At 40.5% G+C, this 18,433-nt stretch carries 13 protein-coding genes and 1 pseudogene; 5 read left to right on the forward strand and 9 right to left on the reverse strand.

Annotated features, from left to right (window positions below; all coding sequences use genetic code 11):
* Positions 1-7: 7 nt before the first annotated feature.
* The gene (locus BJN41_RS02685) at positions 8-2,107 is read right to left on the reverse strand and encodes a carbon starvation CstA family protein (RefSeq protein ID WP_019837637.1); all 2,100 of its coding nucleotides are present in this window, start codon (positions 2,105-2,107) and stop codon (positions 8-10) included.
* A 168-nt stretch (positions 2,108-2,275) separates the two neighbouring features.
* Positions 2,276-2,845, reverse strand: coding sequence for an elongation factor P (gene efp, locus BJN41_RS02690; RefSeq protein WP_026438184.1), 570 nt, complete (start codon positions 2,843-2,845; stop codon positions 2,276-2,278).
* A gap of 314 nt (positions 2,846-3,159) precedes the next feature.
* On the opposite strand from efp, the gene epmB reads away from it, so the two are divergent.
* Genes epmB through BJN41_RS02705 form a run of 3 tightly spaced genes read left to right on the forward strand, consistent with a single transcriptional unit; the run spans position 3,160 to position 8,041 of the window.
* Positions 3,160-4,176 carry an EF-P beta-lysylation protein EpmB gene (gene epmB / locus BJN41_RS02695; RefSeq protein ID WP_070153033.1) on the forward strand — a complete coding sequence of 339 codons (1,017 nt, stop codon included), beginning with the start codon at positions 3,160-3,162 and terminating at the stop codon, positions 4,174-4,176.
* Positions 4,177-4,190: 14 nt separating this feature from the next.
* Positions 4,191-5,936, forward strand: a complete 1,746-nt coding sequence (locus tag BJN41_RS02700) for a GTPase (protein ID WP_070153036.1) — start codon at positions 4,191-4,193, stop codon at positions 5,934-5,936.
* Positions 5,918-8,041, forward strand: coding sequence for an EAL domain-containing protein (locus BJN41_RS02705; RefSeq protein ID WP_070153039.1), 2,124 nt, complete (start codon positions 5,918-5,920; stop codon positions 8,039-8,041). Before BJN41_RS02700 ends, BJN41_RS02705 begins: the two co-directional genes overlap by 19 nt.
* An 85-nt stretch (positions 8,042-8,126) precedes the next feature.
* Here BJN41_RS02705 and rpmE read toward each other — a convergent pair whose 3' ends face one another.
* The 4 genes from rpmE to BJN41_RS02725 form a co-directional block, all read right to left on the reverse strand.
* Positions 8,127-8,351: a 50S ribosomal protein L31 gene (gene rpmE / locus BJN41_RS02710; protein ID WP_004971624.1), complete on the reverse strand. Its 225-nt coding sequence runs from the start codon at positions 8,349-8,351 to the stop codon at positions 8,127-8,129.
* A gap of 202 nt (positions 8,352-8,553) precedes the next feature.
* On the reverse strand, positions 8,554-9,552 hold the full coding sequence (locus BJN41_RS02715) for a bile acid:sodium symporter family protein (protein WP_171066659.1): 999 nt from the start codon (positions 9,550-9,552) through the stop codon (positions 8,554-8,556).
* Positions 9,553-9,739: 187 nt separating this feature from the next.
* Entirely contained in the window at positions 9,740-10,141 is a 402-nt protein-coding gene (gene gloA, locus BJN41_RS02720) for a lactoylglutathione lyase (RefSeq protein ID WP_019837644.1), read from the reverse strand.
* A gap of 17 nt (positions 10,142-10,158) precedes the next feature.
* The gene (locus tag BJN41_RS02725; protein ID WP_070153041.1) at positions 10,159-12,339 is read right to left on the reverse strand and encodes an AmpG family muropeptide MFS transporter; all 2,181 of its coding nucleotides are present in this window, start codon (positions 12,337-12,339) and stop codon (positions 10,159-10,161) included.
* Positions 12,340-12,533: 194 nt separating this feature from the next.
* Here BJN41_RS02725 and BJN41_RS02730 point away from each other — a divergent pair, with 194 nt between their 5' ends.
* A complete protein-coding gene (locus BJN41_RS02730) occupies positions 12,534-15,203 on the forward strand; it encodes a Lon protease family protein (protein ID WP_070153044.1) in 2,670 nt (889 codons plus the stop codon).
* Between the two features lie 123 nt (positions 15,204-15,326).
* Here the strand turns inward: BJN41_RS02730 and grxD are convergent, their stop codons facing one another.
* Positions 15,327-15,668: a Grx4 family monothiol glutaredoxin gene (grxD, locus tag BJN41_RS02735; RefSeq protein WP_019837647.1), complete on the reverse strand. Its 342-nt coding sequence runs from the start codon at positions 15,666-15,668 to the stop codon at positions 15,327-15,329.
* Between the two features lie 161 nt (positions 15,669-15,829).
* On the opposite strand from grxD, the gene BJN41_RS02740 reads away from it, so the two are divergent.
* Complete coding sequence (locus tag BJN41_RS02740; RefSeq protein WP_070153047.1) at positions 15,830-17,044, forward strand: aspartate aminotransferase family protein; 1,215 nt, start codon at positions 15,830-15,832, stop codon at positions 17,042-17,044.
* Between the two features lie 100 nt (positions 17,045-17,144).
* Here the strand turns inward: BJN41_RS02740 and BJN41_RS02745 are convergent.
* Positions 17,145-17,469, reverse strand: a pseudogene (locus BJN41_RS02745) (LysR family transcriptional regulator); the annotation flags it as partial.
* Between the two features lie 96 nt (positions 17,470-17,565).
* The gene (locus BJN41_RS02750; protein WP_070153050.1) at positions 17,566-18,393 is read right to left on the reverse strand and encodes a peptidoglycan DD-metalloendopeptidase family protein; all 828 of its coding nucleotides are present in this window, start codon (positions 18,391-18,393) and stop codon (positions 17,566-17,568) included.
* Between the last annotated feature and the right edge of the window lie 40 nt (positions 18,394-18,433).

The following is an 18,433-nucleotide window of genomic DNA, read 5'->3' on the forward strand; positions in this document are numbered from 1 at the left end:
CTCTCTCCTAATGACTACTATTTGGCTGAATAGTTTCAGGATCACGATAAATCGCTTCGGCTTCATGTACAGTTGGCGTTGGGCTTGCCAATGCACGGCGAATTACCCTAATAGCAGCGAACAACATCACAAATGCCACAATCATAAAGAAAGCACATAACACGGCGTTAATTTGATTCGACATCACAATAGTTTGCATTTCGGTGACTGTTTTAGCAGGTGCTAAAATTTCATTACGTTGAATTGCGGCACTGAAACGATCTGCTTGCGCCAAGAAACCAATTTTTGGATTGTCATGGAAAATCTTTTGCCAGCCAGCGGTCATGGAAGTAATGAACAAGAATACGGTTGGGATAATCGTCACCCAAACATATTTTTCTTTTTTCATTTTAAACAAAATCACTGTACCTAAAATGAGCGCCATTGCTGCCAAAATTTGGTTACCAATACCAAACAGCGGCCATAAACTGTTAATACCGCCTAAAGGATCGACCACCCCTTGATAGACGAAAAAGCCCCAACCTGCCACTGCGACTGCCGTGCCAAGCAAGTTACCAAAGAAATTATGAGAATTTTTCACCACAGGAATAACAATCCCCACAGTATCTTGCACCATGAAACGGCAAGCACGTGTACCTGCATCTACCGCAGTTAAAATAAATAAAGCTTCAAATAGAATGGCAAAGTGATACCAGAACGCCATCATCGAGCGGTTATTAAAAATCTCGGTGATGATATGTGCCATACCAATCGCAAAAGTTGGCGCACCGCCCGTACGTGACAGAATCGAGCTTTCGCCCACTTCTTTTGCCAAAATGGTTAAAGTTTCAGGGCTCACCACAAAGCCTAAATTTCGTACCGCTTCTGCCGCACTTTCCACCGTTGTACCTAAAACTGCAGTGGGTGCGTTAATAGCAAAGTACACGCCTGGGTCTAGCACCGTGGCACAAATCATCGCCATGATTGCCACGAAAGACTCCATCAACATGCCGCCATAGCCAATCATCCGAATGTCTTTTTCGTTATTGACCAGTTTTGGCGTCGTACCTGAAGAAACTAAGGCGTGGAAGCCTGAAATCGCACCGCAGGCAATGGTAATAAATAAGAATGGGAACATTGAACCCGCAAATACTGGTCCTGTACCATCAATAAAATGGGTCACCGCAGGCATCTTCATTTCAGGCATTGCAAACACAATCCCCACAGCCAAACCTGCAATAACACCAATTTTTAAGAAGGTCGATAAATAATCACGTGGCGCCAATAACAACCACACTGGCAAAACTGAAGCAATAAAACCGTAGGCAATTAAACACCACGTTAATTCTGTGCCACTTAATGTAAACAAAGGTCCCCAGGTTGGATGCTGCGCAACATTTTCACCATAAATAATACCTAACATCATCAGTACAAAACCGATAATGGAAACCTCAGCAATTTTCCCTGGGCGAATAAAACGCATGTAAATGCCCATGAAAATCGCAATTGGGATAGTGGCCGCGATACTAAATACGCCCCACGGACTATTGGTTAAAGCTTTCACAACAACCAAGGCGAGTACAGCGAGAATGATCACCATCACGCCCAGCGCACCTAGCATGACAATCACGCCAGCAAATGAACCCAGCTCTTGCTTTGCCATTTCTCCCAGAGAACGCCCATCACGACGTGTAGAAATAAACAAAACCAAAAAGTCTTGCACTGCACCAGCCAACACCACTCCAACCAAAAGCCAGATGGTGCCGGGTAAATAGCCCATTTGTGCTGCAAGAATAGGTCCAACTAAAGGGCCTGCGCCTGCAATTGCGGCAAAGTGATGACCAAACAATACACTTTTATTGGTGGGAACATAATCTAGACCATCTGCTAGACGATGCGCAGGTGTTAAACGCCGAGCATTTAACTCGAATACTTTGGTGGCAATAAATAAACTGTAGAAGCGGTATGCAATGCTATAGACACAGACCGCAGCTAAAACTAACCAGACTGCATTGACGTGTTCGCCTCTACTGACTGCCAATATCCCAAAAGATACTGCACCCAATATGGCGACCAAAAGCCATATAATTTTTGAAGTCAGAGTTGACTTCGGCTGAACAGATTCCATTTCAATCCCTCATATTTGTTGCATTCAATCAGCGTCTTTAATTATTCGAGGTACTGCTGTTTTCCTTTGCGACTTTACTCTGCATCTCCTTGTTTTGATCTAATACTTTGGCATAAAAAAAGGGATGATTTTCATCACCCCTTGCGATAATAGTCTATTTTTAAACCATTATGCACGTTCTAAATAATCGCCAGTACGAGTATCTACACGAACGCTTTCTTCTTGCTGAACGAATAATGGAACACGTACTACTGCACCTGTTTCAAGTTTCGCTGGTTTACCGCCACCGCCAGAAGTATCACCACGAACGCCTGGATCAGTTTCAACGATTTTTAATACTACGAAGTTTGGTGGGCTTACTGTTAAAGGTACGCCATTCCACAACATAATGGTACATTTTTCGTTTGAATCATCTTTTAACCATTTTGCAGCATCACCCATTGCGGTTTTATCAGCAGCTATTTGCTCAAAAGATACAGGATCCATAAAGTTCCACATTTCGCCATCGTTGTAGAGATATTCCATTTCTACTTCTACAATGTCAGCTGCTTCTAATGAATCACCAGACTTAAATGTTTTTTCTAAAACTTTACCAGAACGAAGGTTACGAAGTTTTACGCGGTTAAACGCTTGACCTTTACCTGGCTTTACATATTCATTTTCCATGATTGAACATGGGTTACCATCAAGCATAACCTTAAGGCCTGACTTGAAATCATTCGTAGAATAATAGGCCATGACTGGCACACTCCAAACTGACTAACTTAACTATATATGCTACAAGCAAATGACCAACGCAGCTTTGCGATGCTCGCCATCTTGCAACATCTTTTTTTTCATCGGACGTATTGTAAATGAGCAAGCCATAACGAAGCAATGAAAATCCACTACCGATCGCCTCAAGATATCGGTAAAATCAGCTGTTTTATAATGATTCTGATTCAAAGCGATCAAATCATTCACGGCATTCACGCTCAATAAACACAGAATTCTTCTAGGCTATACAGATGTGTGCTTGGTTCATTTCACCTTATATTTAAAACTTTTCTGGCATGATCAATTACCTGTACCAAGAACAAAACTGGCAATCTCAACTCAGTGACTTGATCACCGACCCACGCGAATTGTTAAATCTTTTAGAGTTGTCTGAACAGCAGTTGCTGTCAGGTGCATTACTGGCATCAAATCAGTTTAAATTGCGTACCCCAAGAGCATTTGTTGCCAAAATGCAAAAAGGCAATCCGCTCGATCCCTTGCTATTACAAGTTTTGCCGCATCATTTAGAACTTGAAGATCATCCCGGATTTGTCACCGACCCTTTGGGTGAGGAACAAGCCAATCAACAACCTGGAGTCTTACACAAATATAAATCACGCTTTTTGCTCACCCTGACTGGTGCTTGCGCCGTGCATTGCCGTTATTGTTTCCGAAGACACTTTCCTTATCAAGAAAACCTGCCAAAAACTGAAGATTGGGACAATATCCGTAATTATATTGAAAGCCAGCCCGATATTAATGAAGTGATTTTAAGTGGTGGTGACCCACTCACTTTGTCAAATCGTAAATTGAATATCTGGATTGAACGCTTAGCATCTATTCCGCAATTAAAATTTTTGAGAATTCACTCACGAGTTCCGATTGTTATTCCCAACCGTATCGATGAATCGCTGATTTCCTTACTAAAAAACAGTAGGCTGCGTATTATTCTAGTGGTACACTCGAATCACGCATCAGAATTAGATGACTTTACGTGTTCGCAACTCACCAAGTTAGTTGAGCAAAATTTCACCGTTCTGAATCAAGCAGTCTTATTAAATGGGGTCAATAATTCTGCTCAGGTCTTGGCCGATTTAAGCTATCGTCTTTTTGATGCGGGGGTGATGCCTTATTATTTACACGTGTTAGATAAAGTAAAAGGAGCGCATCATTTTGATTTAATGCCGCAAGACATTGATCACATCTATAAAGAGCTTTTAGCGAACTTACCTGGCTATTTAGTTCCTAAACTCGTTAGGGAAATTGCGGGCGAAAAAAACAAGACACCTTTATTTGGGGTTTCAACTTATTGAGTTAAATAATAATCATGAATATAAATACTTCAGATCTTTTTCTAGTTCCCAGCGAACTAAAGCTGGAGCAATTGAGTTTTTGTCAAAATACGGTTAAAAGCATTCAAGCGTGGGCAACGGATTTATCCATTTTACAATTGGGTGATTCTTCCCAAGCCCTGTTTAATGCACTGTTAGAAATTTCACAACTGAAATGTCAGGAAACATTACGTTTTGACTTAATTCAAGCTATTCATCCAACACTTGAAAATGTACTCACCAGCCTAGAAAAGCATTTTTTCAATCAGGCCTTAATTAGTAATGACCGCAACGATCATATTGTTGAACTCGCGCTGTTATTACGCAGTCACTTCGCCAAAGTGTATATTGATATTTCCCGACGCAGTCACCAACAACTCTCTCAACAAAAGTTTTCTTTATTTGCCTTTAATTTAAAGAAGAATTTACAAACTGCACGAGTTCTATCTAGCTATTATGCTTTACAGCAATTGGCTCTACTGCGCTATCAACAACACATGCTTTATAGCCCCGCCTTGCCAAATCAGTGGCTGATTGCACACCAACTTTTAGATACTGCAATTCAACAACATTATTATTTAAATAATATTAATCAGTTACAAGGTACACAACATCAACTGATTAATATTGCACAAGCCTATGCACAGCTGATTTTATTGGAAATTTTCAATACCCATCAAATTCGACCTACTGAAATTCAAGGTTTATATCTTTGTAGCTTTGACTGGGCAAAACTGATTCAAGTTTTACCCAAAGAAACGACATTTTCACGTTATGTGGTCGATGCAAGTAAAGATCATCCCCCTATTTACAATTCGCACCAAAGCCAAGGCTTTCATGCCAACATTTTTATTGCAACTCAATCCCTGCTTGATCATTTAAATGAAGCTCAAGATCGTAAAGCTGTAAATTTATCACGCAATGAAAAACTGTTCTTAACTCCTGCCCTACATTTCCACTTGCATAATATTTTGACCAATACGGCAGAACGTGTGCATGAGCGTTATGAGTATTCGGCACGAATTAAAATTTGCTTTGGATTAACTGTGGCACATTTTTATCTCTCTAATGGTAAAAACTTCAATGAAACATTGGCTTTGGGAGATAACTACCAATTCCAGAATGAAAGCCAGTTTGTCAACGCCATGCATGCCAATTCTACGGTAGATATTAGCGCTGTTAAAACTTTAGACCGTCAAGCCAAACAAATTCACAATGCCGATGTTTTAGATATTAGTGTCAATGGCTATCGTATTAAATGGACCGGTGAAACACCGAAAAACCTTAAAACTGGTGAATTTATTCTCGTTCAGGAAAATAGCCAAAGTCCGTGGCGTGCTGGTGTAATCCGTTGGATTAAACAATCAGTTGAAAAAAGTTTAGAAGTTGGTTTGGAAATTTTAACTCAAGATATTTATCCTTGTTCTGTTTTTATTAAAACAGATCGACATACGGGAAATTATCATCCAACATTATTGGTACAAAGTACACAGGTTGATGAAGTCAATAACACGTTGATTTTGCCAAATCTGCAAATTTTACGTGATAAAAAAACCATACAATTACGTTTAGGTGAAGAAGAACTTAAAGTGTTCTTAATTAAACCGTTACTGATTACCCAAAGCTTTATTCGCTTTGATTTTGAGTTGTTAAATGATCAACAACAGCCTTTAATTGATGGTTTTATTCAGAAACAAGTGAATGAAGTTAAAAATCACGATATATGGGAAGCATTAAAGTGAGAAATCCATTATTATCTAAAAAGCTCAAACGTACCGAAACACGTTTACTCATAATCGATGACAACCAAATACGTTTTAATCAAATTTGTGAGCAACTCACTGCAAATGAGCACCGTGTTCAGGCTTATCTCTTAGATGACATAAAAAATTTTGAAAAACAATTACATTTAACTTGGGATTTGGTGATTTTTGGTCGTGCTTATGACATGAAAATCGATCAGGCCCTTACTTTAATTCGTGCATCACAGCAACCGAATCTTCCGCTACTGTTACTCAAACCAGATGATTACGATGCCACACAATATACCAGTTATGTGCGCAAAGGCATCTATGACATTATCAATTTAGATTATCCTGAACGCTTCTATTTTGGCTTAATTCGCGCATTGTCTTTTAGTCGCTTACAACAGTCACAAGAACAACTTATGACTGAACTTGATAATGCGCAATCACAAGCACAGGCGCTAGTCGAAGACAGTAGCAAAGCTGTGGCAATTATTCAGGAAGGAATTCATGCACAAGCCAATGCTGAATATTTACAGCTATTTGGTTTAAAAAGTGAAGATGACATTATTGGCTTGCCATTATTAGATTTATTGCAACCCCAAGATATTACAGATTTTAAATTCCGCTTTAAGAAAGTCAGTCAAGGACAGTTTGAACACGTCCATTTTGATATTCATAGCCAAAACCCGCTTCTGGCACAACAAAACCCACTCAAAATTGAATTCATTGCAGCAGCTGACGACGCCATACAAATCACCATAGATATTGAAAATACTGCGCATAATACAGCCCCTACTCAAACCACCTCAGACAAAGCGACAGCAAAGCCTAGCGCCTACCAATTGGTGAATCGTACTTTAGCCAAACAGCCTTCTAGTGATAATGCTTTGGTGGTGTTTTCGTTGGCGAACTGCCCAGATTCAATTTTCCAATCCGACTGGCAAACCACAAAAAATTACTTTGCCAACATTAAAAACTTTTTAAAAGAACAGACCAATGTACCTTTATTTAATGTGAGTAATGGTTTAGTCGTTGGTTTGTTCCAAGCAGAATCGCCTACAATTTTAGAATCAAAACTGATTGGCTTAAACTCACTCACGAAACCCCAATTACTCACGGTAGATCAACACAGCTATCCGCTTAATTTGCGTATTGGTTATGTGCCGCTCACTCAAGATATTCAAAATGAAAGCAATTTTGAACAACTGATTAGCCAAGGTTTTGCCAACGCATTACCAAAGCCACAAGAACAACATAACTCAGGTTTAGCCTTAGACTTATCCTTTGGTGAATCTAATTTAAATGTAATTGAACCTGCCGTTGCTGTACCACAATCCTACAGTGAATCAGCAATTATTGCTGCTATACGTCAAAGCCTAGATCGAGGTGAAATTCATCTTAAATATCAACAACTTTACGACAAGCAAGATACTAACTTATATACCTACGAAGTAACCAGCGGCTTTATTTTCAATACCGAATGGCAACCACTGACTGGCTTAATTGACTTGGCAGAAGACCCAGAATTAGCCATTAAACTGGATCGTTGGATTTTGGTTGAAGCCTGTAAACAATTACACAATTTCATTACCCAATACCCTGAAGCAAAGTTGATTGTCAATTTAAACAAATTTGTTTTATTACAAGACCGTAGCTTCCCTGAGTTTGTGTCTAAACTGATTACGATTATTGGAAGCCGTATCAGCCATCCATTAATTTTGCAATTCTCAGAAGAAGATATCAGTCAAAACTTAGGTGATGCACAGAAACAAATCAATTTATTACGTCAGCACGGTGCTGAAATTTCTCTACGTGATTTTGGTCATTCGATTTATAGTGAATCCATCTTGAAACAAGTTGATATTCACTACTTAACCTTACACAGCGCACTGACTGAAAAACTGGCTTCAGATGACTCTACGCAAGAATTGCAGGAACAATTGAGCATTTATAGTGAAATTAAACCTGTTGAAGTGTTATTGCGTGACTTAAATGATATGAACCTGTTTGCAAATGCGTGGAATGTCGATGCACGCTTTATTCAGGGTGATTATTTCCAGAAAAAACTCGATCATTTAATTGATGTGCAAGACCAATAAAGTCTTGTGCATTAGGGTCTATATTTTTAGATCCTAAATCTAAGGCAAAAAAAACGGGCAATTGCCCGTTTTTTTGTACTGGAGATTAACGTTTGATAGAACGTGACATACCAGCAAAACGTTGTTTGAACTTGTCGATACGACCGCCAGTGTCAACATTCTTTTGCTTACCAGTGTAGAACGGGTGGCATGCAGAACATACGTCAAGATAAAGAGTTTCTTTACCAACTGCTGAACGAGTTTCGATTACGTTACCGCAAGAACAAGTTGCAACTAATTTTTCATATTTTGGGTGAATATCGGCGCGCATCGTCGATTACTCCTAAGATTTAAGAAGGCTTAAGCTGTCATCGCAATTGGTCACTCTCATTTAAAAAATGAGGACAAGCTTTAAAGCAGACCAACACCATAACAGACCATTCTTTTGGCCCACCGAGACGGATACCGTCAGAGCTAAGCACAACAAGTTGGGCAATATTATACGGAAAAAATTATTTTAAAGCTAATTATTCTTAGGAATTTAAGTCTTGCGGGTCAGTCGAATCTGGCTGCTTCTCAAGATAATTGGCAATCACGCCACACACCATTAACTGAATTTGATGGAAAATCATGATGGGTAAAACAATCATCCCCAAAGGCTGGCCAATAAATAAAATTTGTGCCATTGGTACACCACTGGCCAAGGTTTTTTTGGAGCTACAAAAAAATGCGGCAATTTGATCTTCACGTGCAAAACCCAACCATTGTGGTACAACCCACGCCAACCACATCACAAGGGTCAATAAAACTGAGCAGGCAATAATCAACAGCAATAAAGTCATGCCACTGACTTGATGCCACAATCCTGCTACCACGGCCCCACTAAATGCGCCATAAACCACCATCAAAATCGAACCCTGATCAAACACCTTGACCAATTTTGGTAATTTCAGCATCTGTGGAAAAACATAAGGACGTAATAATTGCCCCAAGATAAATGGCACCAATAACAATAAAGTAATTTGAATAATCGAGTTTGTCGGGTCAAAACCGTGCTTAGACTGCCCTAAAATAAAGATTCCTACTAAAACCGGGGTAATAAACATCCCAATTAAATTAGAAAAAGACGCACTGCAGACTGCGCTGGCAACATTGCCTTTTGCCACTGAAGTAAAGGCAATTGAAGATTGCACGGTTGAAGGCAAAAAACACATGAACAAAAAGCCCCAATACAGCTCCTGCCCAAGCATTGGAACTAAAATTGGCTTAGCTAGCAAACCTAAAATCGGAAATAACGCAAAAGTAAAAGTAAACACCAGCGCATGCAATTTCCAATGCATCATGCCTTGAATTACGGCTTCACGTGATAATTTCGCCCCATGCAAAAAGAACAAAATTGCAATGGCAACCGTCGTAATCACACTAAAAACTTCGGCGGCCTGCCCTGACACAGGCACGACACTGGCGAGGATCACCATCACAAACAAAAGAATGGTAAAACGGTCCAGTGCCAATAACTTCAACATAAACACATCCTGTATTTTTTACTGTTGCAAAAAAAGCCCAGTAATTTTTACCTTTCGATAAAGGTATATTACTGAGCTCTATTCAAAAAGCGAGCATTTTAAGGTGATGTTCAATATTTTTAAAATGAATACTTAACAATATACACTTTATTGTGTAATAAACGTTTCTTTTTTACTGTTGCACAGATAAAGATTAATTATTGCGTGCGTTCTGATCTTGCTGAATCAGTTCAATCTTATAACCATCTGGGTCTTCAACAAAGGCAATAACAGTCACGCCACCTTTCATTGGCCCTGCTTCACGTACCACATTACCACCACGTGCTTTAATTTCTTCACATGCTTTGTAGGCATCTTCTACCCCAATTGCAATATGACCATAGCCATTACCCAAATCATAACTTTCTGTATCCCAGTTATGGGTCAACTCCAAAACGGTATGATTTTCTTCATCGCCATAACCTACAAAAGCAAGCGTAAAACGACCTTCTTCGTAATCACGCTTACGGAGCAAAGTCATACCTAAAACTTCTGTATAAAATTTTAATGATTGCTCTAAATTACCAACACGTAACATGGTATGCAGCATGCGCATGACATTCATCCTTTTATTCAATCGGTTTTGCTTGTACGTTGATGCTCACCCAACAGTTTCGCTACCCACACCACTAAAATTAGAATAGGTATTCCAATTAAAGTGGTCATAAGGAAAAAGTTCGGATAGCCAATATTCGTCACTATAGTACCCGAATAACCGCCTAAAATCTTAGGGGTCAGGGTCATAAGTGAGCTAAAAATTGCATATTGCACTGCAGTAAATGATACACTGGTTAAACTCGATAAAAAAGCAATAAAAGCTGCACCTGCCAAACCTGAAGCCAAGTTATCGACAATAATGGCAAAATATAACCATGCTGTACTATATGGTTTAATCACCTTGCCCTGAATTTCAACCATATTGTTTGAAGATGATTGAACGATCGGCAAAGGTTGAATATCTACATCTAAAGCATTGGCTTCATGAGTGCTTAAGTCGACCTGATAGGTTTGACTCTGTTGCTGTATTATTTGCTGCCCATTCCACAGTACGACTTGTAGTTGTTTGCTTGGTGAGTCTGCTAAAAGCTGTCCTGCAATCGCTGCAGTAAAAATCCCTTGCGCATCCAGTTTTGCATCAAAACTTTGCCCATCTAGTTGTAGTACAATTTTTTGCTGTTCGGTTAAGGCAGGCCCTGCATATTGCCCACGTACGACAATACTGTTACTGGTTTCATTTGCGCTAATACGATTATCCGACGTCAGTGGTAAAAACTGAAGTTGCGCAGTTTCGGCCTCAGTTTGATGCAAATACGGCATCGCCACTAAACGTGACGGCATATCGCCCGTTTGGTATTGTGCACGCACCTGAATTTCATCCTGCGTTGCTAAAACCTGACTAGGCACAGCCACTTTCCAATATCCAACTTCATCGGCTTGGGTTTGATATTGTTGCTGCCCCACATAAACTTGCACATCGCTCAGTTGCTGTCCTGACTTCACCAGACCAATAAAAATAAGATTAGTGGATGATGCCAACACTGCACCGACAAACATTAATTTCATAATGTTCATGCGCTGTGCCAGTAAGCCACCCAAGAAGCCACCCACCAAGCTAAAAATAACCCCATAAACCTTAACCGCTTCGGCAATTTGTTCTTTGCTAAAGTTTAGATCCTGATAGAACACATTAGAAATTACACCTGCAATAATGTCTGAAACTCGATAAAAACCAATTAAGAGTAGTAACACCAGTGCCAGTTTCATGCCGTAGCGTTTAAAAAAATCTGCGACAGGATGCACCCATGTTTCAAATGCCATCTGTTTATTGACTGCGCCCAATTTGACCAAAATTGTGCCCATACCTACAGCCGCTGCACCCGATGCAATAAATCGTAAAGCTTCTATCGAAAATAATAAAAATGCATCTTTGAGTTGTAATTGTTGTTTTAAGGTTTCGGTTAAATTACCCGAAAAAACATAGCAGAACACAAAACTTAGTACCGCAACAAAAAACACTGCAACTAGACGGAAATAGTCACGTCGTTGATAATGCTTGTTGACCCGATTGACTTGTGGTTCACGAATCACCAGAGTCGTGATAATGCCAATCAGCATCACCGAAGCCATCGCCAAATAAGTCATTTTCCATGCACTATAAATATAGTTGCCTTTGGCTGTACCTAATGATGCTGCCAAAAATAAAGCACCTGCCCCCGCGACAATCATCCCAATGCGATAGCCCGCGTTATAGGTCGATGCCAATACGGTTTGCATTTGAGTTTCAGCCAATTCAATACGGTATGCATCAATCACAATATCTTGCGTAGCAGCAGAAAAACCCAGTAATACTGCTCCAAATGCCATTTGATATAAATGTGACTGTCCCAACGCAGGGTCAGAAAATGCCATCACGGCAATTGCACAGACAATTAAACATTGGGCAATGAGAAGCCATGCCCGACGACGCCCCAGTTTTTTAGTTAAATACGGTACAGGCAATTCATCAATTAATGGCGCCCAAACAAATTTAAAGGAATAACCCAAAGCGGCCCAGCTAAAGAAGGTCACTGCACTTTTATCAATACCTGCTTCGCCCAACCATAAGGATAGACTGGAAAAAATCAGTAAAATTGGAATACCTGCAGAGAAGCCCAAAAACAGCATAATTAGCGCACGACGGTCTAAAAATGTCGTAAATGCCGCTTTCCACCCTGTGTTTTGTGCTGAAGTTTGCTCAGTCTGTTGTGTGGTCATTCGATTATTATTTTCTATCAAGTCAAAGTGTTGTTATTCAATCGCGGAATAGCTTCTGTTTCAACAGTATTTATGAAATTATCCACCATAGCCTTATCATTATGTAGTAAAAATTACGGCTTTGCTTGAATTTTCCGCTTAAACCTGTATACCTTTAAACTTCTAACTGCACTATTTCGTTTTGGATTTCTACAGTGACCCAAAGACTTGATCAAATCACCCCATCAATGACAACCAGCACAACAACAGCAGTGCCAGACGCACAACAACCGCTTCTCAGCTCTGCCTTTGAACAAAGCGAAATACAAACCACATTAGAAAATACGCGACTCACAGCAACACAACTCACCCATATTCCAAATTACGATAACATTCCCGCTTCGACCCGACGAATTAAACCGCTGAATAATTTTTTAGGACAAGATCGGGCACGTGCTTCAGTGGAAGCAGGTATTTCCCTGCCATATTCTGGCTATAATATTTTTGCAGTGGGTACAGCAGGATTAGGCAAACGCACCATGATCAAGCGTTTGCTACAGCAACATGCTAAGAGCATGCCGACTCCAAATGACTGGGTTTATGTCAATAACTTCAAACACCCGCGCCAACCGATTGCCTTACAATTGCCTGCAGGTCAAGCGCCTAAATTCCAAAGCTTGTTACATCAAACTTGGCAAACTATTTTAAAGCAACTTGAACGTCGTTTTACAGCAGAAACCTATCACAACCGCATTGAAATGATTCGTCAACAAGCGGGTGATGAACAGCAACAAGCCTTAATTGAGCTGACCAGTGAAGGTGAAGAACTCGATTTAAAACTGATTGCGCAGGAAGATGAACATTGCTTTGTACCCGTGCATCTGAAAAATGACAAAATGCAAGAAATGTCTAAGGAAGATATTAATGCTTTAGACAGCAAAACCCGTGCAGAAATTGCGTCCAATATTCGTTATATGAATAAAAAACTCGAGCGTTTGGGTTTGCATTTGGGCGATTTAGAAGATGATGCACGTGACAAAGTGCAAGACTTGAACCGTGATATTGCCAAACAAGTGGTGATGCCACGTGTTGATATTATTGAAAATAAATACCCTAGCGTCGAAGGTTTGACTGAATATTTACAATATTATGCCGAAGACATCATAAATAATGTCGAATTTGTTTTAGAACAGGAAGAAGATGATTTTCGTCCTGGCACATTTAGTCGTATTCCTGCACGCTATCAAGCTAATATTATTGTGACGCACAAACCTAACAGCGGCGTACCTGTTATTTTTGAAGATTTTCCAACCCATTACAATTTATTGGGGCATGTGGAACAACTCACGCAAAATGGCACCATCACCACTGACTTTACCTTAATTCGTGCTGGCAGCTTACACAAAGCCAATGGCGGCTTTTTGATGCTCGAAGCAGAACAATTACTGGAACAGCCTTATGCTTGGCWAGGACTGAAACGCGCCTTAAAGTCAGGACAATTGAAACTTTCATCATTGGAGCACATGCTGACCTTAACAGGTAGCATTTCCATTGAACCGCAAGCCATTCCACTGAATATTAAAGTGATTTTACTGGCAGAACCTGAAATTTATTATGAAATTTTAGAGTTAGAACCCGAACTGGGCAGCGTTTTTAAAATCCGTGCCGATTTTACCGATACATTACAACGTAATGACGAAAACGAGCAAGCGTATATGCAACTGATTGCCGACTATGTGCAATCTGACAAATTATTGCCATTTGACCGTTCTGCTTTGGCAGCATTACTTACTGACTCAAGCCGTCAAGCTGAAGATCAAAGCTCACTTTCCTTACATGCCCTCACCTTGGGTGATTTAATTCGTGAATCGCATCACCATGCAGCACAGGCAGGTGATAAAACTGTTTCCGAACAACATATCAATACTGCGCTCGATCATCGTAAATATCGCTTAGGCTATTTAAGAGAGCTGTACTGGCAAGATTTATCACGCGGTACGCAGTTAATCGAAACACGTGGGCATCGTTTAGGGCAAATTAACGCCTTGTCAGTGATTCACTATGCCGATGTCGAATTTGGCTTGCCTTCGCGCTTAACCGCCTCAGTCTACCAAGGCGGTGGCGATATTTTAGATATTGAACGCAGTGTAGAACTAGGCGGTTCTTTACATGCCAAAGGCGTATTGTTAATGGCCAGTTTCCTTAAAGCACATTTTGGCCGTGAACAAATTTTGCATTTTTCTGCTGCCCTCGCCTTTGAGCAAAGTTATGGTCAAGTTGATGGTGACAGCGCAACGGTGGCTGAGCTTTCGGCTTTGATTTCTGCAATCAGCCAGTTACCTATTGATCAATCTTGGGCCATTACAGGTTCAATGAATCAACTTGGTCAGGTACAGCCCATTGGTGGCGTGAACGCAAAAATTGAAGGGTTCTTTGATGCCTGTAAACTGCAAGGTTTAACGGGTAAGCAAGGTGTAATTATTCCACGTCAAAATATGCAGCACCTCATGTTGCGTAAAGATGTGATTGAAGCCGTAGAACAAGGTCAATTCCACATTCACGCCATTGATACCATTGACCAAGCCTTAGAAATTTTAATGGCGCGTCCTGTGGGTAAACTCACTAAAAAAGGACGTTACAGCAAAGGTTCAATTTACGCTGCAGTCATGGAACAACTTGAGTATTGGCAAGCCATTGAAGATGGTGCAGAAATTGAAGAAGAGCCGAAGAAAAAGAAAAAGTCCAAGAAAGAAAAGGACAAAGCACAAAAAGCCAAAAAAAAACAGAAAACGGCTGAACCATCTAATGCAGCACCTTCGGATGAAGTCCCTGCCGAGTCAGCTGAAACAACTGAACTTACAACAGAAAGTTCTGTAGCAGACTAAGCGTAGTGATTCGAGTCAGTTATTCAAGCTCATTCCAGATATAAAAAAAAGCGCCAAGGCGCTTTTTTTATATCAACTTTTGTATGGATGACTTGGGTCTGATTTGACCCAACTCCAATACTTTTAAGCTTCAGGTGCTGGGCTATATTGCTCTACCAAAGGTTTTAACTCACCTTTTTGGAACATATCCAACATAATATCGCTACCACCAATCAGCTCGCCATTAATCCACAATTGTGGGAACGTTGGCCAGTTCGCAATTTTTGGCAAAGTGGTACGAATATCTTGGTTTTCTAAGATATTCACATAGGCAAAAGGACGACCAATTTGACTGAGTGCTTCTACTGCGCGCGCAGAAAAACCGCATTGTGGAAATTGTGGTGTGCCTTTCATATAAAGAAGAACAGCATGTTTAGCAATTTGTTCACGAATTAACGCTTCGGTATCACGTACTTGTTCAGTCATTGGTAAATCCTCAACTCATCTGTGTGGCATTATACCCAAAACCGAGCAAAACAGTACGTCTAAAGCAATAAATCCAATTTTATTTACAATTAAGCTTTCCATCTGCAGTAGATTTTGCTTATATAAGTTTTTTCCTCCAACCTAACAGATAAGAGTTAGTCATGAATAACATTACCCTTGCTCCTGTGCAAACTGATCAACCATCACATTTGATGCCTGTATTTGGCCGTCAGCCGATCAGCTTTGTCCGCGGTCGAGGTTCTTATCTTTATACTGAAAATGGCACAGAATACTTAGATGCACTTACAGGCATTGCTGTATGTGGTTTAGGTCACGCACACCCTGCAATTACCGAAGCAATTGCCGATCAAGCGGCGACTTTAATTCACACCAGTAACTTGTTTGAAGTGCCATGGCAAACTGCTGCTGCACAAAAACTGGCTCAAGTTGCAGGCATGGAAGAAGTGTTCTTCTCAAACAGTGGTGCAGAATCTAACGAGGGTGCAATTAAAATTGCACGTAAGTTTGGTCACATGCAAGGCGTTGCCAATCCTAAAATTATTGTGGCCGATCATTCTTTCCATGGTCGTACCTTGGCAACCCTCTCTGCAACAGGCAATAAAAAAGTTCAGGAAGGTTTTGCACCTTTGGTTGAAGGTTTTATTCGTGTGCCTTTTGGTGATGTCGAAGCCATTGAAGAAGCTGCGATTCAGCATCCTGATATTGTGGCTATTTTAGTCGAGCCGATTCAGGGCGAAGGCGGTGTGAATACTGCTCCACAAGGTTTTAGCTACCTAGAAGATATCCGTCGTATTTGTAATCAACACAACTGGCTGATGATGCTGGATGAAGTACAAACAGGAAATGGTCGTACAGGTAAATTCTTTGCTTATCAGCACACCAATATTGTGCCTGACGTACTGACCACCGCCAAAGGTTTGGGCAACGGTTTTCCAATTGGTGCGGTGATGACGCAAGGTCGCGGTGTAGGCGTTCTTACTGCAGGAAATCATGGTTCTACTTATAGCGGTACTGCGCTTGGTTCACGTGTCGTTTATACCGTGATTGACACCATCCAGAAAGAAAACCTAGTAGAAAATGCAGCAAAAATGGGTGGCTATATTGTGGAGCAATTGCGTCAGCAATTAGCAGACCAAAATGTAAGCGTGCGTGGTTTTGGCTTGATGATTGGTATTGAATTACCAAAACCATGTGCAGAATTGGTCGATATTGCCCGTGACGAATACAAAATGATTATTAACGTAACTGCAGGTTCTGTGGTGCGTTTATTGCCAACATTAAACATTACACAGGCTCAGGCAGATCAACTGATTGAACGCCTTGTAACAATGATTAAAAAATTCTTGGCTAAATGAATTGCTAAAAAAGCCGCAATTAAACTGCGGCTTTTTGTTAACTCATCGATCAAGCACATTATCAACGTTCAATTAATATGCCTCGATGGGCAGATAGCTAAGGAGAAAGTACGGCAATCACATGATTCGCGCCTAATTCTGACGTGGTGGCAATGCTTAAATCACCCACCAAATCATCTCTAAATTCATTAATGCGTATTTTACCACGCTCAGCAGCAAGCATTTCTTGACAACTGGGTAAAAAAACTTGTCCTACTTCAGTCAAATTCAGTTTTCTAGTAGAACGATGCAGAAGTCTGACTGTATATCTTGCTCTAGTGAACGGATTTATTGACTGACAGCACTGGTGGTGATCCCTAGCACCGCTAAAGGTGTTTTTCAACAACACAAGCAAATAGACCCATTGCTCGTAGTTGATCTAACATCAATTCCCTCTAAAAATTATAATCGTTGCCTTCATCTATAGATAAAAGCAACTTATTATATTATAAGGTGAAATTTATAGTTTGTATTCGTGAAATTTAATTTATTGGTAAAACCTGAGTCGGATTAATTGGCTTGCCATCTAGACGTACCTGAAACTCCAACATGGTACGTGTTGCACCTGAAGAACCCATTTCGGCAATTTTTTGACCTGCAGTCACATTCTGACCACTGCTCACATTCATCTTACTGTTATGCGCATAAGCAGTAATGTAACCATCAACATGTTTAATTAAAACTAAATTACCATATTCTTTCAGACCATCGGCTGCATAAACCACTTGGCCATCGGCAGCGGCATAAATTGGATCACCGACATTGCCACCGTAACGAATACCTTTAACATTAGTTGCTAAATTAAAATGCTCAATGATCGCACCTTGCGATGGTTTCACCCAACGTAATGTGCTGCTACGCACAGGTGTACTTGGTGTCGTTGAGCTGCTGGTTGTGGTGGTAGTCGATGTTACCGGTGCAGGTGTTACAGGAGTCGTCGGCAAAGTGACTGTTTGACGCTGAATTGGTGCGGCCTGCGTTACAGGGCGTGTGGTTGTGGTACGTGGTGCATTACCGCTTTTCAGGCGAATAGACTGCCCGACATAAATACGATACGGCGGTGCAATATCGTTCATCTCTGCAATGCTGAGGTAGCTCAAACCATAACGCGCGGCAATACCACTTAAAGTATCACCCGAACGTACAGTATAAAAATTCGGCGCTGTGGCAAAACGTGCAGAATTATTTACTTGAGGTTTAGAGGCACAACCACTCAACACAATGGTAGCAATAATAGCACTGGATAAAACTAAGGTTTTCAACAATCCTGTTGGTGTGCTAAATAAACGATATTGAAACACCACGGGCATTCTTTCCTCTCTACAAATTCTAAATACTTTCTATTGCGCT

The organism is Acinetobacter towneri (assembly GCF_001758345.1).
In the GTDB taxonomy this organism is placed as follows: Bacteria; Pseudomonadota; Gammaproteobacteria; order Pseudomonadales; family Moraxellaceae; genus Acinetobacter; species Acinetobacter towneri_A.